This window comes from Massilia sp. ZL223 (assembly GCF_018119395.1).
GTDB lineage: Bacteria > Pseudomonadota > Gammaproteobacteria > Burkholderiales > Burkholderiaceae_D > Telluria.
Window position 1 is genome coordinate 19,472 of the sequence record NZ_JAGPWD010000015.1, and the last position, 21,198, is coordinate 40,669.

Sequence of the window (21,198 nt, forward strand, 5' to 3'; positions counted from 1 at the left end):
CATGAACCTGAATGAACAATAAGCCGATGCAAGCTTGGGCGCCGATGCAGCTGTGGATCGGCTTCCAGGTGTTTCTATTTCCTTTCCTTAGCCTCATCACTCCCTCGGGTATCGGATTTTCCAGCGTCCTGTTCGTGATCACGCTGCTGTTCGTGCCGCGCAGGGCGTGGGCGGCGCTGGCGCCGCACTGGAAGGACGTGCGCTGGGTGGTCGGCGCCTTCTCCTTCCAGCTGGCCCTGGCCACGGTCTTCCTGCTGCGGCCCGAGGCCGACCTGTCCAGCCTCGACAATCCTTCGCGCATGCTGCTGGCCCTGAGCGCGGCCATGCTGGTGCTGCTGGCGCGTCCGCCGCGCGCGGTCCTGTGGTGGGGCGTGATCGGCGGCGCCGTGGCCGCGCTGCCTTTCGTTCTATGGCAGCGCGTCGTCCTGAACATGGACCGGCCAGGCGGGTGGCTGAACCCGATCACCTTCGGCGACCTGGCCATGTGCCTGGCCCTGTTGGCGCTGGCGGCGGCGGTCGATTACCGCCACAGCACCCGCAAGGCCTTGCCGGCCGCCCTGGGCGCGGCGGCCGGACTGGCGGCTTCGATCGCCACCGGCTCGCGCGGCGGCCTGGTCGTACTGCCGCTGGCTGGCCTGCTGTTCCTCAGCTACGCCCAGCTGCTGCACAGCAAGCGCGTGCGTCTGCTGCTGGTGGGCGGCTTCGCCCTGGTCGGCGCGGCCTTCTTCGTTCCGGCCACCGGCATGCAGGATCGCGCCGAGCTGGGCGTCACCGAAGTGCGCACCTGGATGGACGGCGGCAGCGCCTTCAGCAGCCTCGGCATCCGCCTCGAGCTGTGGAAGGGCGCCACCATGCTGATCGCCGAACGCCCGCTCACGGGCCTGGACCCCGTGGCGATGCGCATGGAATTGCGCCGCCATGTGGAGGAGGGCGATCTCGATCCGGCGATCCTGCTGGTGGAACACCTGCATAATGACGCCTTTCAGGCCTTCGCCTCGGGCGGAATATGGGGCTTGCTGGCCTGGGCTGGTATCCTGCTGGCGCCCTTCATGTTCTTTGCGCGCGAGCTGGGACGCGGCATCCGGAAGGGCATGCCGCAGTTCGCGCCGGCGCTGGCCGGCATGCTGGTCGTGCTCTCCTATTTCAGTTTCGGCCTGACGGAAGTGATCTTCTGGTCGCTCAAGGGCTGCACCTTCTACGCGCTGATGATCTTCCTGCTGATGGGCTTCTGCCTGATTGCGAAAGAAAAACGTGAAAACTAGCCTTATCGTGAAACGCCTGCTGGCGGTCCTCAAGCCCTATCAATCGCGCGCCTGGATGTCGCTCCTGGCGATGGCGCTCACCGCCGCCACCCAGCCGCTGCTGGGCAAGGCGCTGGAACTGCTGCTCGACCTGGGCTTCAAGGAAAAGCTCGCATTCAGCCTGTGGTGGATCCCCGGCGTGCTGGTCTCGATCTTCATCCTGCGCGGGATCGGCACCTTCTCGACCGCCTACCTGAACAACTGGGTGCTGTCGCGCGTGCTGAACGACCTGCGCGCCATGGCTTTCGAGCGCGTGCTGCGCCTGCCGGTGGCGCGCTTCCAGGAAGAGACCACGGGCCGCATCATCAACACCGTGGTGAACGACGTGCGCCAGGTGGTGGACATGATCCAGTCGGTGTTCGTGGCCTGCGTGCGCGACGTGCTGGTGGTGATCGGCCTGCTGGGCGCGCTGCTCTACCTGAACTGGAAGCTGACCCTGGTGGCGATCGTGGTGGTGCCGCTGACCGCCGTGATCGTGCGCACCACCACCGGCCGCCTGCGCCGCCTGAACCGCGAAAGCCAGCGCGTCACCGCCGAGATGACCGGCGTGGTGGAAGAGGCCGCGCGCGGCCACCAGGTGATCCGCGTGTTCTCGGGCGAGCGCTATGAGCGCGCCCGCTTCCACGCCCGCAGCGAGGCCCTGCGCGGCTTCGCCCAGCGCATGACGGTGGCCTTCGCGGCCACCACGCCGGTGACCCAGATCGCCACCGCGATGGCGCTGTCGCTGGTGATCGTGCTGGCGATCCGCGCCCAGATGACGGTGGGCGAGTTCACCAACTTCGTGACCATGATGCTGATGCTGCTGACTCCCCTGAAGTCGCTGGCCGAGGTCAACGGCCCGATGCAGCGCGGGATCGCGGCCGCCGAGACGGTGTTCCAGATCATCGATTCGCCGACCGAGCTCGATACCGGCAGCCAGGAACTGGGCCGCGCCAGGGGCCACCTGGTGTTCGAGCGCGTGGCCTTCCGCTATCCCGGCGCGCCCGGCCTGGCGCTCGACGAGGTCTCGCTCGATATCCAGCCCGGCCAGACGGTGGCCCTGGTGGGCATGTCGGGCGGCGGCAAGTCGACCTTCGTCAACCTGGTGACGCGCTTCTACGATCCGGAAGGCGGCCGCCTGCTGCTGGACGGCCTGCCCTACCAGGACATCCGCCTGGCCAGCCTGCGCGCCCAGCTGGCGATGGTGAGCCAGAACGTGGTCCTGTTCGACGACACGCTGGCGGCCAACATCGCCTACGGCGCCGAACAGATCGACGACGAGCGCCTGGCGGCCGCGGTCAAGGCCGCGCACCTGACGGACGTGGTGGCCAAGCTGCCGGAAGGCGTGGAGACGCGCATCGGCGAAAACGGCTCGCGCCTGTCGGGCGGCCAGCGCCAGCGCGTGGCGATCGCACGCGCGATCTACAAGGACGCGCCGATCCTGATCCTGGACGAGGCCACCTCGGCGCTGGACAACGAGTCCGAGCGCGCGGTGCAGGCGGCGCTCGATACCCTGATGGCCGGGCGCACCACGATCGTGATCGCGCACCGCTTGTCGACCATCGAGCGGGCCGACCGCATTGTGGTGATGGAGCATGGGCGGATCGTGGAGCAGGGGACGCACGAGGAGCTGCTGGCGGCCAACGGCATGTATGCGAACCTGTATCGGCTGCAGTTTGCGGCGGTGGAAGAGTCGTGAAACTTGGGTCCCCGCCAGCGCACAAAAAAACCGCGCCTCCCCGAAGGAAGAGCGCGGCAACTTGGCAGAAAGCGATCGTTATCAGCTGGCGTAGTGCGCCGCCTCTCCCGGACGTTCGGCCTCGACTCCGTTTGCCCGCTGTTCCACCGCCTCCATATAGCGCCTGAGCGCATCGTCCAGCGAAGGCAGCAGCAGTCCGCGTTCGCTGCTCAGCGCACTGAACTCCGGGCGCCGTGCGGCATAGCCGCAGGACTCCATCGACACTTCCTCCAGCCGTCCCGCATCGACCCCGGCCGCCGCGCAGGCGCGCCTGGCCAGCTCGGCCCAGCTCAGCGCCTCGGCATTGGTCAGGTGCCAGACGCCGCGTTCGCGGTCGATCAGCAGGTCGAGCGACACGTTCACCAGGTCCGGCACATAGGTCGGCGCCACCACCATGTCGCGCGCCGCCTGGAAGGGCAGGCCGTTGTCGAGCGCGTTCAGCGCCTGGGTGACGAAGTTGTGCTGGTCCCAGGGGCCGAAGAAGGCGCTGGTGCGGATCACCAGGGCCTGCGGATCGGCGTCCAGCACGCGCTGCTCGGCCTCGGCCTTGCTGCGGCCGTAGACGCCCAGCGGGTTGACGGCGTCCGATTCCACATAGGGCTGGCCCTTGGTGCCGTCGAACACCAGGTCGGTCGAGAAGGTCATGAAGCGCAAGCCATGGCGGATGCAGGCCAGCGACAGGATGGTCGGCCCCAGGGTGTTCTCGCGCATGCAGCGCTCGGCATCCTGCTCGGCATCGTCGACGCGCACGTAGCCGCCCGCGTTGATGATGGCCCAGGGCTTGAAGCGCTGGATCGCGCTTTCCACCGAGGCCGGGTCGGTGATGTCCATCTCCTGGCGCGTCAGCACGTGGTAGGCCAGGTTGCGCTTCTCGCAGATGCGCGCGAAGGCCGAGCCCAGGGTGCCGGTGGCGCCCGTGATCAGGATCGGCTGCACGTGGGCCGACTTGAACTGGCTGCGCACGGCCAGGTCGGCCACCGCGGTGCTGGTCGCCACCGGCTTGCACAGGAAGCGTCCCGGACGGCGCCACCAGCCTTCGCCCTGCAGCACCGGATTGCTCAGCGGACGGCCGCTGGACAGTTCGCGCATCAGGGTCGCGACGGCGGTGGCGCGCGGCGTGCCGCCGCGTACGTCGAAGGGGCCAGGTTCGTAATAGCCGCGGCATTCGGTCACCAGGCAGTTCCAGTCGAAGGAGCCGAGCAGGGCCCAGACGGTGACGGCGCGCACGTCGGCGCCCTGGTTGCGCGCCTTGCGGGCCGAGTTCCAGATTTCGACCAGCCAGCGCAGCTGGTCTTCGCGGTTGGCGTCGATGTGGGCCTCGGTGATGGCGATCGGCAGGCCGTAGCGCTCCCAGGTTTCCATCAGCAGCGGCGCGATGCCCGGCGTCGGCGTGGCCAGCGCGCGCGGCGCCTCGATGTCCGCGTGCGGAACGCCCTTGTACACGTGGCGGTGCGTTTCCGGATAGCGCTCCGGGCGGTGGTCGAGCCAGCGTTCGCTGGTGATGTAGTAGTTCACGCCGATGATGTCCGGCGGGCAGGGATTGTCGCGGAACCAGAGCAGTTCTTCCTCGGTCGCGTTCGCTTCCAGCAGGTAGTTCCACAGCTTGTGGTGCTGGTCGACCTTCCCGCACAGCAGGTCCCAGCCCAGCCAGCGGCGTTCGTTGAAGAAGCTGGTGATCTCTTCCATCTCCGGCGTGCCATAGGTCTTGGACAGGTCGTCGGTCTGGACCAGCTTGGCGTCCGGGTTGACGGCGCGGATGGCGCGCATCGACAGCACCGTGGCGCGGGTCTGGTTGAGCAGGGCGCGCACGAAGGTCGCCTCGTCGCTGCCGTGCGGGTACCATACGCCCGCCAGGCCCGAGAAGCGCGCCGTGGTGCACGGCTCGTTGACCGGGGTGTAGTACTCGACCCAGGGGTAGCGCCGGGCGACCGCGCCGGCGTACTCGGCGAGCTCGTCGGCGAAAGTCGGATCGACCAGGCTGGTATGGCGCGGTCCGCTGCCGTGGTGGATCAGGCCGACGATGGGCGTGACGCCCAGCTGCTGCAGGGCAGGCAGTCGCTCGTCGGGCCACGACCAGTCGGCCGACTCGATGCCGTCAGGCGCAGTACGCTCCCACAGCACCGGATAGCGGATCGCCTTGATGCCGAGGGAGGCGAAACGTTCGATGTCCTGCAGGCGCTCCGCGTGCCCGTTGCGGTCCATCTGGCTGAAGTAGTTGTCGCGTACACGGTTGACCGTGCATTCAAGTCCGCCCCAGAGCTCCAGCTCGGGGGCTTGGTCCGGCTGTGAAACAATATGTGGATTCATGAGGATCGTCTGCTTTGTGAAAACAGCCTCAAGCCTACTGTCCTGGTTTTGACCCTTATGTGAAATGGCGCACATAAAACCCCCTTTTCGGACAAGTCCTACGTTTTTCGCCCATATCTTGCATTACTGGGCCTAATTTCGGTTAAAACGCATGAGTAGCCTCCAGGCGAACGCGTGCGCCGTCCCGGCGCCGATCGCGCCACAATATCCACAGCCGACAGCGGGAGAATACGATGTACATGGTGTACTGGACCATCGTCGAGGAAGACGGCGGCGAACCTCAGTGCCAGCCTTTCGACACGACCGAGATGGTGGCGGCGATGCAGTTCATGGAAGAGCTGCGCAAGCGCCAGCGCGCGGGGGAGGGGGTGCGCTTCATTACCATGTGTTCGGAGCATCCGGATGTGGTGGGGCATCCAGGCGTGGATGTGACGGGGCCTGACTACAACTGGAAGAAGCGGCGGCGCTAGAACGCTGTTTGCGTGTCCTTCACCGCTAGCCCCAAGACCGTCGTCCCGGCGAAGGCCGGGACCCAAGTTTTGCATGCGTTACGGCTGCTCTACGAACTTGGGTTCCGGCCTTCGCCGGAAGTCGTGGCCGCCAGTGGCGGGCACGACGGTTTTTAGGGTAGCTGAACTAATATCGTTCAGGGCTGTTCGAACGCATCGGTGATCGAGATTACTTCGCCCGTCCCTGTGGCCTCGTAACCAGGCAGCGCCGCCACCAAGCGGTGATACTCCGGCGTCCGCATCAGCTCCAGCAACTGGCGCATGGCCGCTTCCTCCAGCGCATCGCTGCGCAGCGCAAAATAATAGACCTCGCTTACCAATGGAATGAACTCCAGCTTGAACTGGGCCGCCGCTGCGCGCATGCCGAACCCGGCGTCGGCCATGCCGCTGGCGATATAGGCCGCCACCGCCGAGTGGGTGAACTCGGCGCTGTGGAAACCCTGGATCGCGTCGAAGGGCGGGCCGTCCGCCTCCAGCATCATCTCGAGCAGCATGCGGGTGCCGGAGCCGGCCTGGCGGTTGACGAAGCGCACGCCCGGCCGGGCCAGGTCGGCCAGGCCGCGCAGGCCGAGCGGATTGCCGCGCGCCGTGATCAGGCCCTGTTCGCGCCCCGCCACCCGCACCAGGCAATGCTGCTCCGGATCGAGCCAGCGCAGGTACCAGGCCGCGGTCTGGGCCTGGAAGCGTCCCTGTGGAATATGGAAGCCGGCCAGGTCGCACTCGCGCCGCGCCAGCGCCACCACCGCATCGGTGCTGGTGCGGTAGCGCGAATCGATGGGCAGGGCGTCGCGGTCGACGCAGCCCATCAGCGCCGCCACCGCGAAGCCGTGGCTGGCGTCCAGGCGCAGCGGGCGCGCCTTGTCGGCCGTGACGATGCGCGCCAGCTCGACTTCCAGTTCCGAGGCCAGGCTCTGCAGGGTAGGCGAGAGGCGCGCGGCGATGCGGCGGTCGGCCCACACCAGCTTTTGCGCCAGCGGCGTGAGCTGAGTGCCGCGTCCGCGCCCGGTCTGCAGCAGCTGCTGGCCGAACAAGGACTCGGCCGTGCGCAGCAATCCCCACGCATAGCGATAGGACAGCTTCACCGATTTGGCCGCCTGGGCGATCGAGCCGGTGTCCTGGATGGACAGCAGCAAACCGAGCAGGTCGGCGGTGTCCAGCGGCGCCTCTCCCTTCAGGGAGATCTCCCAATGCGGGCGTATATGAACCTTGAGCATATGCTGAAAATAGCCTATTTCTATGCAGAAAACATCATGGTACGCTCCGCAAAATAATAAAAATAGACGAAATAATATGCTTTTTAAAGCATATTCCGATACTTATAAAAACTGGAGACAACATGGCAGGACTACGTTTTCTGGATAAGGAACACACGATCGCAGGACCCGGTTTCAACCGCTGGCTGGTGCCGCCGGCGGCGCTGGCGATCCACCTGTGCATCGGCATGGCCTATGGCTTCTCGGTCTTCTGGCTGCCGCTGTCGAAAGCGGTCGGCATCACCGAATCGCTGGCCTGCCCGGCCGACATGAGCTTCATGGCCGAGATCTTCGCCACCACCTGCGACTGGAAGATCTCGATGCTGGGCTGGATGTTCACGCTGTTCTTCGTCTTCCTCGGCCTGGCCACCGCGCTGTTCGGCGGCTGGCTCGAGCACGCCGGCCCGCGCAAGGCAGGCGTCGTCTCGGCCCTGTGCTGGTGCGGCGGCCTGGTGATTTCAAGCGTGGGCATCTATACCCACCAGATCTGGCTGATGTGGCTGGGCTCGGGCGTGATCGGCGGCATCGGCCTGGGACTGGGCTATATCTCGCCCGTGTCCACCCTCATCAAATGGTTCCCCGACCGCCGCGGCATGGCGACCGGCATGGCGATCATGGGCTTCGGCGGCGGCGCGATGATCGGCGCCCCGCTGGCCGACAAGCTGATGAAGTACTTCGCCACCCCGGCCTCGGTCGGCGTGTGGGAGACCTTCCTGGCCCTGGCCGCGATCTACTTCGTCTTCATGATGGCCGGCGCGCTGGCCTACCGCGTCCCGGCCAGCTCTTGGCGCCCGGAAGGCTGGACCCCGCCGGCAGCCAAAAAAGGCAACACCATGATCACCGCGCGCCACGTGCACGTGGACCGCGTCTGGTCGATCCCGCAGTTCTGGCTGGTGTGGATGGTGCTGTTCCTGAACGTCTCGGCCGGCATCGGCATCCTGGCGATGGCCTCGCCGCTGCTGCAGGAAGTCTTCGGCGGCCGCCTGATCGGCGTGGACGTGGCCTTCAACGACCTCGACGCGGCGCAGAAGGGCCAGATCGCGGCCATCGCCGCCGGCTTCACCGGCCTGCTGTCGCTGTTCAACATCGGCGGCCGCTTCCTGTGGGCGTCGTGCTCGGACTACATCGGCCGCAAGGCGACCTATTTCGTGTTCCTGGTGCTGGGCTTCGTGCTCTACGTGTCGATTCCGTCGCTGGCGCACTCGGGCCAGCTGGCGCTGTTCGTCGCCTTCATCTGCATCATCCTGTCGATGTACGGCGGCGGCTTCTCGACCGTGCCGGCCTACCTGGCCGACCTGTTCGGCACCCAGATGGTGGGCGCGATCCACGGCCGCCTGCTGACCGCCTGGGCCGCCGCCGGCGTGCTCGGTCCGATCCTGATCGGCTACATCCGCGAATACCAGATCGCCCAGGGCGTGCCCAAGGCGCAGGCGTATGATGTGACGATGTACGTGCTGGCCGCGCTGGTGGGCCTGGGCGTGCTGTGCAACCTGATGGTGCGCCCGATCGCCGACAAGCACTTCATGACCGACGACGAGCTGGCCCGCGAGAAGCGCCTGGCGAGCGAGCGCGATATCACCGCCTCGTCGGGACGCGGCGGCGCGGCTGTCGCCACCGGCGGCGTCAACCCGGCCGTGGCCATGTTCGCCTGGGCCGCAGTCGGCATTCCGCTGCTGATGGGCGTGTGGATCACGCTGCAGAAGGCAGTGGTGCTGTTCAAGTAACAAGGACGGGCGCGGGCGGTTCCATCGTCCGCGCCTTCACCAATCGACCACGTTGGGACCCATCATGAACCACCCCATCATCCCGATCGCCGTCTCCGGCGCAAGCCGCCAGCGCAAGCGCGAGGCCCCGAAGGGCCGCCGCGTCGAGCCGCAGGCGCTGGCCGAGGTGCGGGCGCTGCTCGGCGCGGAGTCGCGCCAGCGCGACCTGCTCATCGAGCACCTGCACAAGATCCAAGACCGCTACGGCTGCCTGTCCAGCAGCCATCTCGCCGCGCTGGCGCAGGAGATGGGGCTGGCCCAGACCGAGGTCTACGAGGTCGCTACCTTCTACCACCACTTCGACGTGGTCAAGGAAGGGCAGGCGGCCCCAGCTTCCTTGAGCGTCCGCGTCTGCGCCGGCCTGTCCTGCGAGATGGCGGGCGCCCGGGAATTGCTGGCGAAGCTGCCTGGACTGCTGGGCCGTGAGGTGAGGGTGTTGGAAGCACCCTGCGTCGGCCGCTGCGAGCAGGCGCCGGTGGCCGTGGTCGGCCAGCTGGCGGTGCCGCAGGCGAGCGCCGAAACGGTGCTGGCCAAGGTGGCATCCGGCTCGACCATTGATGCTGTCGCCGATTACACCGATTACGCCGGCTACCGCGCCGAAGGCGGCTACCAGCTGCTGCGCGCCTGCGTGGCCGGCGAACACGAAGTCGAACAGGTCATCTCGACCCTGGAAACCTCGGGCCTGCGCGGCCTGGGCGGCGCAGGCTTCCCGCTGGGCCGTAAATGGCGCATCGTGCGTGCCGAAGCGGGTCCGCGCCTGATGGCCATCAATATCGACGAAGGCGAACCGGGCACCTTCAAGGACCGCGTCTACCTCGAGCGCGACCCGCACCGTTTCCTGGAAGGCGCGCTGATCGCCGCCTGGGCGGTGGGCATCGAGGCCATCTATATCTACCTGCGCGACGAATACCACGGCTGCCGCGCCATGCTGGAGGCCGAGCTGGAAAAGCTGCGCCTCGATCCGCCGGTGCAGGGCATGCCGCCGATCATTCTCCGCCGCGGCGCCGGCGCCTACATCTGCGGCGAAGAGTCGGCCATGATCGAGTCGATCGAGGGCAAGCGCGGCATGCCGCGCCTGCGCCCGCCCTATGTGGCTCAGGTGGGCCTGTTCGGCCGCCCGACGCTGGAACACAACTTCGAATCGCTGCACTGGGTGCGCGAGATCCTGGAGCGCGGCGGCGAATGGTTCGCCAGCCACGGGCGCAACGGCCGCCGCGGCCTGCGCTCGTTCTCGGTCTCCGGCCGGGTGCGCAACCCCGGCGTGAAGCTGGCCCCGGCCGGCATCACGATCCGCGAACTGATCGATGAATACTGCGGCGGCATGCAGGACGGCCAGGACTTCTACGCCTACCTGCCGGGCGGCGCCTCGGGCGGCATCCTGCCGGCCTCGATGGGCGACATCCCGCTCGACTTCGACACCCTGCAGCCCTACGGCTGCTTCATCGGATCGGCCGCCGTGGTCGTGCTGTCGGACCGCGACAGCGCAGTCGCGGCCGCGCGCAACACGCTGGCCTTCTTCAAGGACGAGTCCTGCGGCCAGTGCACCCCTTGCCGCAACGGCACCGCCAAGGCGCTCGACCTGATCCGCCAGCCGCAATGGGATGTGCCGTTGCTGGGCGAGCTGTCGCAAGTGATGCGCGACGCGTCCATTTGCGGCCTGGGCCAGGCCGCGCCGAATCCTTTCGACTGCGTCATCAAATACTTCCCGCACGAATTGGGGCAAAAATGAACGCCATCATCCGAACCGTATCCTTCGAACTGAACGGCCGCACCGTCGAGGCGCTGCCCCACGAGACCCTGATCGAAGTCGCCGCACGCGAGGGTGTCGAAGTCCCGCGCCTGTGCTACAAGGAGGGCATGGAAGCTGTCGGCAACTGCCGCTCCTGCATGGTCGAGATCATTGGTGAGCGCGTGCTGGCGCCTTCCTGCTGCCGCCATCCCAGCAACGGCATGAAGGTCACCACCGACAGCCCGCGCGCCGTGGCCGCCCAGAAGATGGTGCTGGAATTGCTGCTGGCCGACATGCCGGAAGCGGAATACACGCGCAAGAACGAAGTCGACCTGTGGGCGGACAAGCTCGGCGTCGGCAAGCCGCGCTTTGCGCCCACGCGCGCGCAGCCGCAGATGGACGCCACCCACGCCGCCATCACCGTCAACCTGGACGCCTGCATCCAGTGCACGCGCTGCCTGCGCGCCTGCCGCGACGAACAGGTCAACGACGTGATCGGCCTGGCCTTCCGCGGCGAGGGCGCCAAGATCGTGTTCGACCAGGACGACCCGCTTGGAGCAAGCACCTGCGTGGCCTGCGGCGAGTGCGTGCAGGCCTGCCCGACCGGCGCCCTGATGCCGGCGCGCGAAGTGGCGCTGCACATCCCCGACAAGCAGGTCGACTCGGTCTGCCCGTATTGCGGCGTCGGCTGCCAGCTGACCTACAACGTCAAGGACAACAAGATTCTCTACGTCGAAGGACGCGACGGCCCGGCCAACCATGGCCGCCTGTGCGTCAAGGGCCGCTACGGCTTCGACTACGCGCACCACCCGCACCGCTTGACCAAGCCGCTGATCCGCCGCGCAGGCGTGCCCAAGACGGGCGAATTCACGATGGACCCGGACCGCGTCATGGAGGTGTTCCGCGAAGCGAGCTGGGAAGAGGCATTGGAGCTGGCCGGCGGCAAGCTGGCGGCGATCCGCGACCAGCACGGCGGCGCCGCGCTGGCCGGTTTCGGTTCGGCCAAGGGCAGCAATGAGGAAGCCTATTTGTTCCAGAAGCTGGTGCGCACCGGATTCAAGACCAACAACGTCGACCACTGCACCCGCCTGTGCCACGCCTCCTCGGTGTCGGCCCTGCTGGAGGGCATCGGCTCGGGCGCGGTCTCCAACCCGGTGATGGACGTGACCCGCGCCGAGGTGATCGTGATCATCGGCGCCAACCCGACCGTCAACCACCCCGTGGCCGCCACCTGGATCAAGAATGCGGTCCGTACCGGCGCCAAGCTGATCGTGCTCGATCCGCGCCGCTCCGAGCTGGCGCGCCACGCCCACCGCTACCTGCAGTTCAAGCCCGACACCGACGTGGCCCTGCTGAACGCGATGATGCACGTGATCGTCACCGAGGGCCTGGTCGACAAGGACTTCATCGCCAGCCGCACCATCGGCTACGAAGAGCTGGAACAGAACGTCGCCGAGTACAGCCCGGAAGCGATGGCGCCGATCTGCGGCATCGACGCCGACACCATCCGCTATGTGGCGCGCCTGTACGCCACCTCGAAAGGCTCGATGATCCTGTGGGGCATGGGCGTGTCCCAGCACGTGCACGGCACCGACAATGCGCGCTGCCTGATCGCGCTGAGCTTGATGACGGGCCAGATCGGCCGTCCCGGCACCGGCCTGCATCCGCTGCGCGGCCAGAACAACGTGCAGGGCGCCTCCGACGCCGGCCTGATCCCGATGATGCTGCCGGACTACCAGCGCGTCGACAACCCGGCCGCGCGCGCGAAGTTCGAGCAGGCCTGGGGCGCCACCCTGGACCCGAAACCGGGCCTGACCGTGGTCGAGATCATGGATGCGATCGATGCCGGCCAGATCCGCGGCATGTACATCATGGGCGAGAACCCGGCCATGTCCGACCCCGACGCCAACCACGCCCGCGCCGCCCTGGCCGCGCTCGAGCACCTGGTGGTGCAGGACATCTTCCTGACCGAGACCGCCTACCTGGCCGACGTGATCCTGCCGGCGTCCGCCTTCCCGGAAAAGACCGGCACCTTCACCAACACCGACCGCCTGGTCCAGCTGGGCCGCCAGGCGATCCTGCCGCCGGGCGAGGCCAAGCAGGACCTGTGGATCATCCAGCAGATGGCGAACCGCCTGGGCCTGCCGTGGAACTACGGCCACGTGGCCGAGGTGTTCGACGAGATGCGCAAGACCATGGCCAGCATCGGCGGCATCACCTGGGAACGCCTGGAGCGCAACGGCGCGGTGGTCTACCCCTGCATGAACGAGGGCGACGTCGGCCAGCCGGTGGTGTTCACCGAACTGTTCCCGCGCGAGGGCGGCAAGGCGCGCTTCGTCCCGGCCGACATCATCCCGGCCGACGAACGCCCGGACACCGAGTACCCGCTGGTCCTGATCACCGGCCGCCAGCTCGAGCACTGGCACACCGGCAGCATGACCCGCCGCGCGACGGTGCTGGATGCGATCGAACCCGATCCGGTGGCCCTGGTGCACCCGCTCGACCTGGAGCGCATGGGCATCCAGCCGGGCCAGCCCATCACGATCACCTCGCGCCGCGGCGAAGTGGTGCTGTACGCGCGGGCCGACGACAGCTCGCCGGTGGGCGCCATCTTCGTGCCGTTCTGCTACTACGAAGCAGCCATCAACCGCCTGACCAATGCCGCGCTCGACCCTTTCGGAAAGATTCCGGAATTCAAGTATTGCGCGATCAAGGTCACGCCTGGCGGGGAGGTGGCGCCACAGGGGAGCTACGGTGGCGGCCAAATCCTGGCCGGCATGGCACAATTGGCAACATGAACTGTCCCGACCTGCCACGCTACCGTCCGCAGTTGTCCAGCGCCCGCGCCGTCCTGACCCAGGAAGTGCTGGCGGTGGACGAGCGCGGCCGCCGTTCGACGATCTCGATCCCGGCCGAGCGGCCGCTGACCGTGTACGTCGACAAGCGCGAGCTGGTCACCCTGATGACCCTGGGCGGCGCCCCCGAGGCGCTGACCCTGGGCTACCTGCGCAACCAGCGCCTGGTGCGCTCGATCGAGGACATCGTCTCGATCCAGGTCGACTGGGAAGTGGACTCCGTGGCCGTGGTCACCCGCAGCGGCATCGCGGACGTGGAGGAGCGCACCGCGAAAAAGGTCGTCACCACCGGCTGCGGCCAGGGCTCGGTGTTCGGCGGCCTGATGGATGAAGTCGACCAGATCTCGCTGCCGGAGGACGCGCGCCTGCCGCAATCGGTGGTCTACCGCATCGTCGAGACCATCCGCACCCAGCAGTCGATCTACAAGCAGGCCGGCTCGGTGCACGGCTGCGCGCTGTTCTCGAACGAGGGCGAGCTGCTGTACTTCGTGGAAGACGTCGGCCGCCATAATGCGGTGGACGCCATCGCCGGCCTGATGTGGCTGGAGGGCATGCGCGGCGAGGACAAGGTGTTCTACACCACCGGCCGCCTGACTTCCGAAATGGTCATCAAGGGCGCCCAGATGGGGATTCCCTTCCTGCTGTCGCGCTCCGGCACCACCCAGATGGGGCACATGGTGGCCGAGCGGGTCGGCATGTCGCTGCTGGCGCGCTGCACCGGCAAGCATTTCCTGCTGCTGGCGGGGCACGATCGCCTGGTGTTCGAACCCGACCTGCTCGAACCCCTGGGCGCGCCGCGGCAAGTCTGATGTCCCTGCTGGACGCCATCTCGCACGCCTTCGCGCTGCTGTTCAGCGGCGACGCCGCGCTGTGGCGCATCGTCTGGGTCTCCGTGAAAACCAGTCTGCTGGGACTGCTGCTGGCGACGCCGCCCGCGGTGCTGCTCGGCTACGCCATCGCCATGCACCGCTTCCGTGGCCGGCGCGTGGCGATCTGGCTGGCCCAGGCGGCGCTGTCCCTGCCCACGGTCCTGATCGGCCTGCTGCTGTATTTGATGCTGTCGCGCCGCGGCCCGCTGGGCGGACTCGAATGGCTGTTCAGCCAGACCGGCATCGTGGCGGGCCAGTTCGTGATCGGCCTGCCGGTGCTGCTGGCCTTCACCCTGGCGGCGGTGCAGGCGCTCGACCCGCGCTATGCCGAGACAGCCATCGCCCACGGCGCCTCGCGCCTGCGCGTGATGCTCACCGTGCTGCACGAGGCGCGCTATGGCGTGATGGCGGCCGTGATCAGCGGCTTCGGCCGGGTGATCTCGGAAGTCGGCTGCGCCCTCATGATCGGCGGGAATATCGAAGGCGAGACGCGCACCATCACCACCGCGATTGCGCTGGAAACCAGCAAGGGCGAGTTCGCGCAGGGGATTGCGCTGGGCATCGTGCTGGTCACCTTGGCGCTCCTGATGAACGGCGCGCTGGTGCTGCTGCAGGGCGAGGCGCGCATGCCGGGAGTCCGGGCATGAGCGCGCTGCTCACCGTGCGCGGCCTGCGCCGCCAGCATGGCGGCCGGGTGCTGTTCGAGATCGACCAGCTCACTATCGACACCGCCAGCGCCTACGTGCTGACCGGCGTGAACGGCGCCGGCAAGAGCACCTTGCTTCGCATGCTGGCGGGGCTGGAACGCTGCGACGCCTGCACGGTCGAAGTCGACGGACGCACCCTGCCGCTGTATCCGTATCCGAAGGAGCTGCGGCGGGCGATCGTCTACGTGCACCAGCATCCGATCATGTTCTCGACCAGCGTCGGCCATAACATCGCCTACGGCCTGCAGGCGCGCGGCGAAGACCGGAGCAAGGTGCGCGGCCTGGTCGAGGAAGCGATGCGCTGGGCCGGCGTGGAGCACCTGCGCGACACCGACCCCAACCGCCTGTCGGGTGGAGAAAAGCAGCGCGTGGCGCTGGCGCGCGCCCGCGTGCTGCAACCGCGCCTGCTGCTGCTGGACGAGCCGACCGCCAACCTGGACGGCCAGGCGCGCGAGCAGGTGATCGCCCTGATTCCGACCCTGCTGCACGCGGGCGGCAGCGTGGTGATGGCTTGCCACGACCGCGACCTGATCGGCCTGCCCGGCGTGCGCCGCCTCAAGCTGCGCGAAGGCCGGCTCGAGCATCGATAAGCATCACTGAAGGAGAACACCATGCAACGCCGTACGCTGTTCGCCGTCCTCTTGTCCGCCACCCTGGTCTCGCCGCTGGCGCTGGCCCAGGAAGTGATCCGCCTGTCGACCACCACCAGCACCGAGAACTCCGGCCTGCTCAAGGTCCTGCTGCCGGCCTTCGAGGCGAAGACCGGCTACAAGGTCCACGTGATCTCGGTCGGCACCGGCAAGGCGCTGGAGCTGGCCAGGAACGGCGACGTCGACGTGACCCTGGTCCATGCACGCAAGCTGGAAGACCAGTTCGTCGACGAAGGCTGGGGCATAGCCCGGCATGACGTGATGTACAACGACTTCATCGTGGTCGGCCCGGACAACGATCCGGCTAAGCTGAAGGGCGCCAAGGACGTGATCGCCGCCTTCAAGCGCATCGCGGCGACCAATGTGAAGTTCATCTCGCGCGGCGACAACTCGGGCACCGACGTGATGGAGAAGGGCTACTGGCAGCAGGCCGGCGTGAAGCCTGCGGGCGCCAACTACGTGTCGGCGGGCCTGGGCATGGGCGAGGTGCTGAACATGGCGGCCGAGATGCGGGCCTATACCCTGACCGACCGCGCGACCTATGGCGCCTACAAGGCCAGGACCGGCCTGGCCATCATCGTCGAAGGCGACAAGCGCATGTTCAACCCCTACGGCATCATCGCCGTCAATCCCGCCAGAAACCCGAAGGTGAACTACAAGGGCGCGCAGCAGCTGGTCGCCTGGATCACTTCGCCGGAAGGCCAGGGCCGGATCGCGGCCTTCAGGCCGGCGGGCGAGCAGCTGTTCTTTCCGTCGGCGCAGTAAGCCGGCCCGCCCGGCGGCGCGCCAGCAGGGCGAGCGGTCCCAGCATGAGGACCAGGGTTCCGGGTTCCGGCAGCGCAACGTCGGCGCGCTCGACTTCGAGTATGAGCCCGCTGGCGCCGCTCAGCGTCAGCAAGCCGCCGCTGGTGTCGAGTAGCCCGAGGTAGTCGGGAGCGACCGGCAGCGCATCGAGCGCCGCCGTGCCGTCGTAGCTGGCGAAGCGGGGCGCCGCGAAGTCGATCAGGTCGCCTTCCAGCTGGTCGAGGAAACCGGCCAGCGCCAGGTCGCGGTTGGTGAAGAAATAGGTCTTGTTGAGCGCTTCGAAGCTGCCGATGCCGGCCAGTTCGATCACCAGCGTCTCCAGCGGCGCCAGGCTGGCGCCGGGGTCGGGCGACTCGAGCAGCTCGCTGTCGGACTTGCCGGTGAGGACGAACCGGGTCGAGGTGAACCCGGTTCCTGCAAGCTCGCCGCTGATGGTGCCGCTGAGCGTGTAGGTCACGGGGACCGCGTGGGCGCCGGCGCCGGCGCACAAGGCCAGGCCAAGGATGGCCAGGTTGAGAAGATGTCGCATGTTTGCTCCTGGGTGAAGGAAGAATCGGGACCAAGCGCTACTCGGACAGCGGACCGGCCGCGCGCGGCAGCTCGCGCAGCGCACAGTCGGCGCACCAGACATCCGCCTCCTGCGCGCCCTTGCGCAGGGCTTCCGCCTTCAGGCGGCTCCTGGTCTGCGCGGCGCCCGATGCGGCGGGAGGCCGGGCGCGCACCAGTGCCGGCGCGGACGAGGTGGCGGCGTTCTTCAATACCAGCGCCTCGACCGCCGCGCCGGGACGGCCGGGGAGGGCGGGCTCCGCTTGCGTCGTCGCCAGCAGGTCGCCGCCCTGCCAGGCGAGCGCGCGCCTGGCGTCGGCCTGCTTGGGTGCGGGAAGCAGCGTGAGGCTGTGGCTGCGCCGGCCCCGGTTCCACACCAGGACGCCGGGACGCTCGCCGCGGCCCCGCACCTGCAGCGCGAGCGCCTTGCCGTCGGGCGACCAGAGCGGCCGGCTGTCCGGGGACACGCCCAGCGCCGCCAGGCTCAGGACCTCATTGCCATCGACCACCAGCTTGCCGGTGCGGGGCCGGCCTTGGGAGAAATGCGGCGCGTCGCCGATCGTCGCGATGTGGGCGCCGTCCGGCGATACCCCGATGCCGCCGCCGTCGTCGATCAGTTCCTGCACTACTTGCCCGCTGGCGGTGTCGACGACCAGGTATTCGCCGCTCGATGGGTTGATCGAGCCGCCGACCAGGATGCGGTCGCGGCCAACCCACTCCAGGTACTCGACCGCCCGCATGCCGCTCGCCACCTCGTCCGGCCCCAGCGGCTTGATCGCGATGGCCGCCAGCTGCTGGCCGTGCCGGTCCGCGATCCGCAGCGTTGCCAGCGGGCGCTGGCGGGCGTCAAGCGGCCCGGCCTCGCTGATGAAGGCGATGCGGTCGCCATCCCTGGACATCAGGGGCAGCGACTTGCGCAAGCCGTCGCGCGCGAAGCAATGCGCCGGCCCGCCGGCCTCGGCGACGCAGACGGCGCCCTGCTGGATGCTCACGGTGCGGTAGCCCGCCGGGGCGGCGCCCGCGCCGGTGCTGATGCATGCCATCAGCAGTATCATGCGCGACATCTTCATTGGAATCTCCTTTCCGGACAGGTCAGTCCTTGCGCGGTCTGGCAGGCGCCGATGCGAATCGGGTTGGCGTAAGCCGCGCAGACCTGCTTGCCGGCCCCGCGGAACAGATCGAGGCGGTAGCCGACGATATGCCCGCCCCTGTCGTTGGCGAGCAGGCCGTCGCCGATGCCGTCGACATCGACCAGCACGCCGCGGCTGGGAATGATGGCAAGGTCGCGGGCGACGGTGCGGTCGGCCACCACCGCCGTGTTGTCCGAACCGCGGACCTCGGCGACGACATTGATGGTGTTGCTGTTGACATCATAGTTCACGTAGCGGCCATCGTTCAGCTGGCCGCTGCCCTGCAGGCGGACGTTGGCGATGAAGGACGCGCAGTAGGTGCCGCTCAGTCCGTTGGGATCGGTGCGCGTTCCGCTGTAGGTCACGCCGCCGATGCGCGTGGAGGTGCAGGAGTCGGGCTGGGCGCCATAGTCCGATTCGAGCGCCAGCATATAGCAGGACATGCCGAAGGCCACGACGCGGTTCCTGTCGTTCACGCTCTGCGCTCCGTCGGCGGTATAGGTGCTGGTCAGCTTGATGCGTCCGCCCGCTTTGGGGCCGCCGCTGTTGGCGGTGGTCCTGAACTCGATGGGATTGGGATTGCTCGTCGCCGTGCCGCCGGACGCGATCTGGACGGTGGGCGGATTCGGCCCGGCCTCGATCGTCCCCACGTGGCTGAAGCTGCCGCCGGCCGGCGTGGCGCTGGCGCTGGCCGTGGTGAGCGTGTTGCGGGTCAGGGTGAGCAGATTCGTGCGGTTCCAGGTGATGACGCCGGTGACGCCGTCGTCGTTGGTGTAGCCGCCGCTGGCCTGGTTGCACGATGGGGCGAAGTTCATGCTCTCGACAAAGCCGATGCAGTCGCCGCCCCCGTTGTAGCGGTTGTTGGTGGTGAAGCTGCCCGGTCCCGTCATGGTGACGGTCATGCTATGGGTGGCCGAGCAGTAGGGAAATTTGCTCGTCCCTGTGAGCGTGGATGCGATATTGCGCACGCCGGCGAAGCTGTCGAGCCAGCTGCCGGCGGCGCTGCATGGGGTGGCCTGGGCCAGCGCATGGTCCGGCGCCGCGCCGAATGCGGCCAGCGTTGCGGCGCACAGCAGCGCCGGTAAAGGCCTGGGCGTCCGCCGCCGCGTGCCTGCTCTCGCGTGTTCCCATTCCTGCCATCGTTGAAGGATCCGTGCGCTCATGCCTCTCTCCTGGTTGGTACGACCGCTTCCATCAGAACATGGCCTTTCCGGCCGGGTTTCGTCGCAGCGCAAAAAATGTGGCAATAATGTTAATAGCTTGCGTTCGCTCTACGGCGCGCGGCCTGGGGCGCGGAAAGGCTAAAGTCGAGGCGGTATTGACACACTCGGAGGACGGTTTGTTTCCGCACATCGAAGAGCAGGTGCGCGCCAGTGTCGAATGGCTGCGGCTGGTGGTGGAGGCGCTCGGCGCGCTGGTGATCGCAGCCGGGGTCGTGCTCGTCGTCGCCGGGCTGGTCCGGCACCTGCTGTCGCGGCAGAGCGGCGGCTTCATGCCGATCCGGCTCACCTTCGCCCGTTACCTGACCATGGCTCTCGAACTGCAGCTGGCCGCCGATATCCTGTCCACCTCGGTGGCGCCGACCTGGGACCGGATCGGCAAGCTGGCTGCCATCGCTGTCATCCGGACTGGCCTGAACTACTTCCTGAGCAAGGAGATCAGGGAGGAAGGCGTGGGCGAAGAGTCCAACTTGCACCGCGCCGGAAGCAGGCGTGCGGAGTAATCGCCTCAAACAATCCCTCTGCCTTGCTCTGAGAGCAACACCCTCGTACACCGAACTCTTCGACCCTCCGCATCGTTCAATGGCGGACACCCAACCCTGGACGGACTACACGAAAGGATGCGATGTATGGTTTTCCCCGTGACCTGGACTTGGACGATATTGTCGGGTCGGAGATACAGCAGATCTGTCTCGGCCGTTTCGATGTGCAATTTCGTTTTGGTTCAGGGCGCGCAATCTGTACCCAGGCCCTGGTGGAGGTTTTCCAGGGTGGAGAAATGATTTCGGCATGGGATCAGGAGGGGAAGTGGTCGACCGCCAGCTTTCAAGTGCTGCTCGACGCGATCATCGAGGGCTATGCCGTACTCGATGAACGGCTACTGGAAATCCATTTCAAAGATGCCTTGAAGCTGCGCCTGCACGACACTTCCGCCGAGTTCAAAAGTGTCCAGTTTTATCCTGAAATGATCGTTGTTTAAGTAGAGACAGCGCGTGGGAAGGCAAAGCGCCGCCGCTGTCCACCTTCGCCCCCTATGCATGGCGCGCGCAGTTCGACGACGTAGCGATTGCCGGTCAATTCATGCAGCTTCCTGAACAGGTCCCTCCAAGCTGGGGTTCTCGCGATTCGGCGCGTGCGGAAGTGGTATTCGAGTTTCATGATGTCCGGCTGTTTCGCGTCGATGGGGTGCTGGAGCGGAGCGATGAGGACGATTCTCTTCATGGCATGCCATGTGGCATGCCTGGCCAGTGTTCAATCGAGGCCGCTCCTGAGGCCTATATCGATGACGCCGAGCGGGGCATTTTCATCCCTTGGAAACAGTTCAGCTTCACGCAGAAATCGTTCTCACTATTGGTGGAAGCGGGGCATGTCTCGATTTATTGCGGGAGACGCGCGAGCGGACAGTTCGGGCGGTGTCCTCCCTATTGAAAACCATGAAACGCTTTTTGACCCCGCAAGAGAAGAAAGTCTTGCGTTATAAAAAGGACCGGCGAAATACCTTTGCGGAGTCCCGCTCCTCGAGCAGGAAGGCAATCGCCAGCAGAAAGGCGCTTGCAATGCGGTCCCTCCGGCATGCACAAAATGTTGCACTGACCCGATCACTTGCACTCCTCGACGATGCCGATCCGATCGCCCGGAAGACGGGGACGAATTCTTGGCGAAAGATTCCTGATTCTCCCTTGGCTGACTATGTCGGCAGGAAACTGAAGTTCCGTGCGATGAGAGGCATGAACAAGCCTCAGCAAGTGTCCGCCCTGTTGCGAAAGGCACGTCAGAAACTGGTGCCAAGGGAAAAGCGCTTCAAAGGACCACTGCAAGAGGACATGGATTGACTTCAC

At 66.9% G+C, this 21,198-nt stretch carries 19 protein-coding genes; 14 read left to right on the top strand and 5 right to left on the bottom strand.

Annotated elements, in window-relative coordinates; genetic code table 11:
• Nucleotides 1–11: 11 nt before the first annotated feature.
• Both KBW95_RS11470 and msbA read left to right on the top strand, forming a co-directional pair.
• Complete coding sequence (locus KBW95_RS11470; protein ID WP_211524642.1) at nucleotides 12–1,262, top strand: O-antigen ligase; 1,251 nt, start codon at nucleotides 12–14, stop codon at nucleotides 1,260–1,262.
• Nucleotides 1,252–2,979: a lipid A export permease/ATP-binding protein MsbA gene (gene msbA, locus KBW95_RS11475; RefSeq protein WP_211528302.1), complete on the top strand. Its 1,728-nt coding sequence runs from the start codon at nucleotides 1,252–1,254 to the stop codon at nucleotides 2,977–2,979. Before KBW95_RS11470 ends, msbA begins: the two co-directional genes overlap by 11 nt.
• Before the next feature lie 81 nt (nucleotides 2,980–3,060).
• Here the strand turns inward: msbA and rfbD are convergent, their stop codons facing one another.
• On the bottom strand, nucleotides 3,061–5,325 hold the full coding sequence (gene rfbD / locus KBW95_RS11480) for a dTDP-4-dehydrorhamnose reductase (RefSeq protein WP_211528303.1): 2,265 nt from the start codon (nucleotides 5,323–5,325) through the stop codon (nucleotides 3,061–3,063).
• Between the two features lie 233 nt (nucleotides 5,326–5,558).
• On the opposite strand from rfbD, the gene KBW95_RS11485 reads away from it, so the two are divergent.
• On the top strand, nucleotides 5,559–5,795 hold the full coding sequence (locus KBW95_RS11485; RefSeq protein WP_211524645.1) for a hypothetical protein: 237 nt from the start codon (nucleotides 5,559–5,561) through the stop codon (nucleotides 5,793–5,795).
• A gap of 176 nt (nucleotides 5,796–5,971) precedes the next feature.
• On the opposite strand, the gene KBW95_RS11490 is transcribed toward KBW95_RS11485, so the two are convergent.
• Complete coding sequence (locus KBW95_RS11490; RefSeq protein WP_211524646.1) at nucleotides 5,972–7,048, bottom strand: substrate-binding domain-containing protein; 1,077 nt, start codon at nucleotides 7,046–7,048, stop codon at nucleotides 5,972–5,974.
• A gap of 122 nt (nucleotides 7,049–7,170) precedes the next feature.
• Between KBW95_RS11490 and KBW95_RS11495 the strand changes: the two genes are divergently transcribed.
• The 7 genes from KBW95_RS11495 to KBW95_RS11525 all read left to right on the top strand — a co-directional run bounded on the left by KBW95_RS11495 (nucleotide 7,171) and on the right by KBW95_RS11525 (nucleotide 16,425).
• Nucleotides 7,171–8,811: an OFA family MFS transporter gene (locus KBW95_RS11495; protein ID WP_211524647.1), complete on the top strand. Its 1,641-nt coding sequence runs from the start codon at nucleotides 7,171–7,173 to the stop codon at nucleotides 8,809–8,811.
• Between the two features lie 64 nt (nucleotides 8,812–8,875).
• Entirely contained in the window at nucleotides 8,876–10,579 is a 1,704-nt protein-coding gene (locus KBW95_RS11500; RefSeq protein WP_211524648.1) for an NAD(P)H-dependent oxidoreductase subunit E, read from the top strand.
• A complete protein-coding gene (gene fdhF, locus KBW95_RS11505) occupies nucleotides 10,576–13,377 on the top strand; it encodes a formate dehydrogenase subunit alpha (protein ID WP_211528304.1) in 2,802 nt (933 codons plus the stop codon). Before KBW95_RS11500 ends, fdhF begins: the two co-directional genes overlap by 4 nt.
• The gene (locus tag KBW95_RS11510; protein ID WP_229429694.1) at nucleotides 13,374–14,243 is read left to right on the top strand and encodes a formate dehydrogenase accessory sulfurtransferase FdhD; all 870 of its coding nucleotides are present in this window, start codon (nucleotides 13,374–13,376) and stop codon (nucleotides 14,241–14,243) included. Before fdhF ends, KBW95_RS11510 begins: the two co-directional genes overlap by 4 nt.
• Nucleotides 14,243–14,950: an ABC transporter permease gene (locus KBW95_RS11515; RefSeq protein WP_211524650.1), complete on the top strand. Its 708-nt coding sequence runs from the start codon at nucleotides 14,243–14,245 to the stop codon at nucleotides 14,948–14,950. Before KBW95_RS11510 ends, KBW95_RS11515 begins: the two co-directional genes overlap by 1 nt.
• Nucleotides 14,947–15,600: an energy-coupling factor ABC transporter ATP-binding protein gene (locus KBW95_RS11520; protein ID WP_211524651.1), complete on the top strand. Its 654-nt coding sequence runs from the start codon at nucleotides 14,947–14,949 to the stop codon at nucleotides 15,598–15,600. Before KBW95_RS11515 ends, KBW95_RS11520 begins: the two co-directional genes overlap by 4 nt.
• 21 nt (nucleotides 15,601–15,621) lie before the next feature.
• Complete coding sequence (locus KBW95_RS11525) at nucleotides 15,622–16,425, top strand: extracellular solute-binding protein (protein ID WP_211524652.1); 804 nt, start codon at nucleotides 15,622–15,624, stop codon at nucleotides 16,423–16,425.
• On the opposite strand, the gene KBW95_RS11530 is transcribed toward KBW95_RS11525, so the two are convergent.
• The 3 genes from KBW95_RS11530 to KBW95_RS11540 are packed head-to-tail and all read right to left on the bottom strand — an operon-like array spanning nucleotide 16,382 to nucleotide 19,303.
• The gene (locus KBW95_RS11530) at nucleotides 16,382–16,993 is read right to left on the bottom strand and encodes a hypothetical protein (protein ID WP_211528305.1); all 612 of its coding nucleotides are present in this window, start codon (nucleotides 16,991–16,993) and stop codon (nucleotides 16,382–16,384) included. The two genes, KBW95_RS11525 and KBW95_RS11530, sit on opposite strands and share 44 nt — an antisense overlap.
• A 37-nt stretch (nucleotides 16,994–17,030) precedes the next feature.
• Nucleotides 17,031–18,080 (bottom strand): hypothetical protein, encoded by a 1,050-nt coding sequence (locus tag KBW95_RS11535; protein WP_211524654.1) that lies wholly within the window; start codon nucleotides 18,078–18,080, stop codon nucleotides 17,031–17,033.
• Nucleotides 18,077–19,303 carry a hypothetical protein gene (locus tag KBW95_RS11540; RefSeq protein ID WP_211524655.1) on the bottom strand — a complete coding sequence of 409 codons (1,227 nt, stop codon included), beginning with the start codon at nucleotides 19,301–19,303 and terminating at the stop codon, nucleotides 18,077–18,079. Before KBW95_RS11540 ends, KBW95_RS11535 begins: the two co-directional genes overlap by 4 nt.
• Nucleotides 19,304–19,458: 155 nt before the next feature.
• On the opposite strand from KBW95_RS11540, the gene KBW95_RS11545 reads away from it, so the two are divergent.
• The 4 genes from KBW95_RS11545 (at nucleotide 19,459) to KBW95_RS11560 (ending at nucleotide 21,192) form a co-directional block, all read left to right on the top strand.
• Nucleotides 19,459–19,863: a DUF1622 domain-containing protein gene (locus KBW95_RS11545; RefSeq protein ID WP_229429695.1), complete on the top strand. Its 405-nt coding sequence runs from the start codon at nucleotides 19,459–19,461 to the stop codon at nucleotides 19,861–19,863.
• A gap of 122 nt (nucleotides 19,864–19,985) precedes the next feature.
• Nucleotides 19,986–20,339 carry a hypothetical protein gene (locus KBW95_RS11550; RefSeq protein WP_211528306.1) on the top strand — a complete coding sequence of 118 codons (354 nt, stop codon included), beginning with the start codon at nucleotides 19,986–19,988 and terminating at the stop codon, nucleotides 20,337–20,339.
• Nucleotides 20,340–20,440: 101 nt separating this feature from the next.
• Nucleotides 20,441–20,788 (top strand): hypothetical protein, encoded by a 348-nt coding sequence (locus KBW95_RS11555; protein WP_211528307.1) that lies wholly within the window; start codon nucleotides 20,441–20,443, stop codon nucleotides 20,786–20,788.
• A 5-nt stretch (nucleotides 20,789–20,793) separates the two neighbouring features.
• On the top strand, nucleotides 20,794–21,192 hold the full coding sequence (locus tag KBW95_RS11560) for a hypothetical protein (RefSeq protein ID WP_211528308.1): 399 nt from the start codon (nucleotides 20,794–20,796) through the stop codon (nucleotides 21,190–21,192).
• The last annotated feature ends 6 nt before the right edge of the window (nucleotides 21,193–21,198 follow it).

Bases quoted from the DNA above. Each gene is read 5' to 3' on its own strand.
- KBW95_RS11470 (WP_211524642.1), top strand. From the start codon at position 12: ATGAACAATAAGCCGATGCAAGCTTGGGCGCCGATGCAGCTGTGGATC.
- rfbD (WP_211528303.1), bottom strand. From the start codon at position 5,325: ATGAATCCACATATTGTTTCACAGCCGGACCAAGCCCCCGAGCTGGAG.
- KBW95_RS11485 (WP_211524645.1), top strand. From the start codon at position 5,559: ATGTACATGGTGTACTGGACCATCGTCGAGGAAGACGGCGGCGAACCT.
- KBW95_RS11490 (WP_211524646.1), bottom strand. From the start codon at position 7,048: ATGCTCAAGGTTCATATACGCCCGCATTGGGAGATCTCCCTGAAGGGA.
- KBW95_RS11495 (WP_211524647.1), top strand. From the start codon at position 7,171: ATGGCAGGACTACGTTTTCTGGATAAGGAACACACGATCGCAGGACCC.
- KBW95_RS11500 (WP_211524648.1), top strand. From the start codon at position 8,876: ATGAACCACCCCATCATCCCGATCGCCGTCTCCGGCGCAAGCCGCCAG.
- fdhF (WP_211528304.1), top strand. From the start codon at position 10,576: ATGAACGCCATCATCCGAACCGTATCCTTCGAACTGAACGGCCGCACC.
- KBW95_RS11510 (WP_229429694.1), top strand. From the start codon at position 13,374: ATGAACTGTCCCGACCTGCCACGCTACCGTCCGCAGTTGTCCAGCGCC.
- KBW95_RS11515 (WP_211524650.1), top strand. From the start codon at position 14,243: ATGTCCCTGCTGGACGCCATCTCGCACGCCTTCGCGCTGCTGTTCAGC.
- KBW95_RS11520 (WP_211524651.1), top strand. From the start codon at position 14,947: ATGAGCGCGCTGCTCACCGTGCGCGGCCTGCGCCGCCAGCATGGCGGC.
- KBW95_RS11525 (WP_211524652.1), top strand. From the start codon at position 15,622: ATGCAACGCCGTACGCTGTTCGCCGTCCTCTTGTCCGCCACCCTGGTC.
- KBW95_RS11530 (WP_211528305.1), bottom strand. From the start codon at position 16,993: ATGCGACATCTTCTCAACCTGGCCATCCTTGGCCTGGCCTTGTGCGCC.
- KBW95_RS11535 (WP_211524654.1), bottom strand. From the start codon at position 18,080: ATGAAGATGTCGCGCATGATACTGCTGATGGCATGCATCAGCACCGGC.
- KBW95_RS11540 (WP_211524655.1), bottom strand. From the start codon at position 19,303: ATGAGCGCACGGATCCTTCAACGATGGCAGGAATGGGAACACGCGAGA.
- KBW95_RS11550 (WP_211528306.1), top strand. From the start codon at position 19,986: ATGTATGGTTTTCCCCGTGACCTGGACTTGGACGATATTGTCGGGTCG.
- KBW95_RS11555 (WP_211528307.1), top strand. From the start codon at position 20,441: ATGCAGCTTCCTGAACAGGTCCCTCCAAGCTGGGGTTCTCGCGATTCG.
- KBW95_RS11560 (WP_211528308.1), top strand. From the start codon at position 20,794: ATGAAACGCTTTTTGACCCCGCAAGAGAAGAAAGTCTTGCGTTATAAA.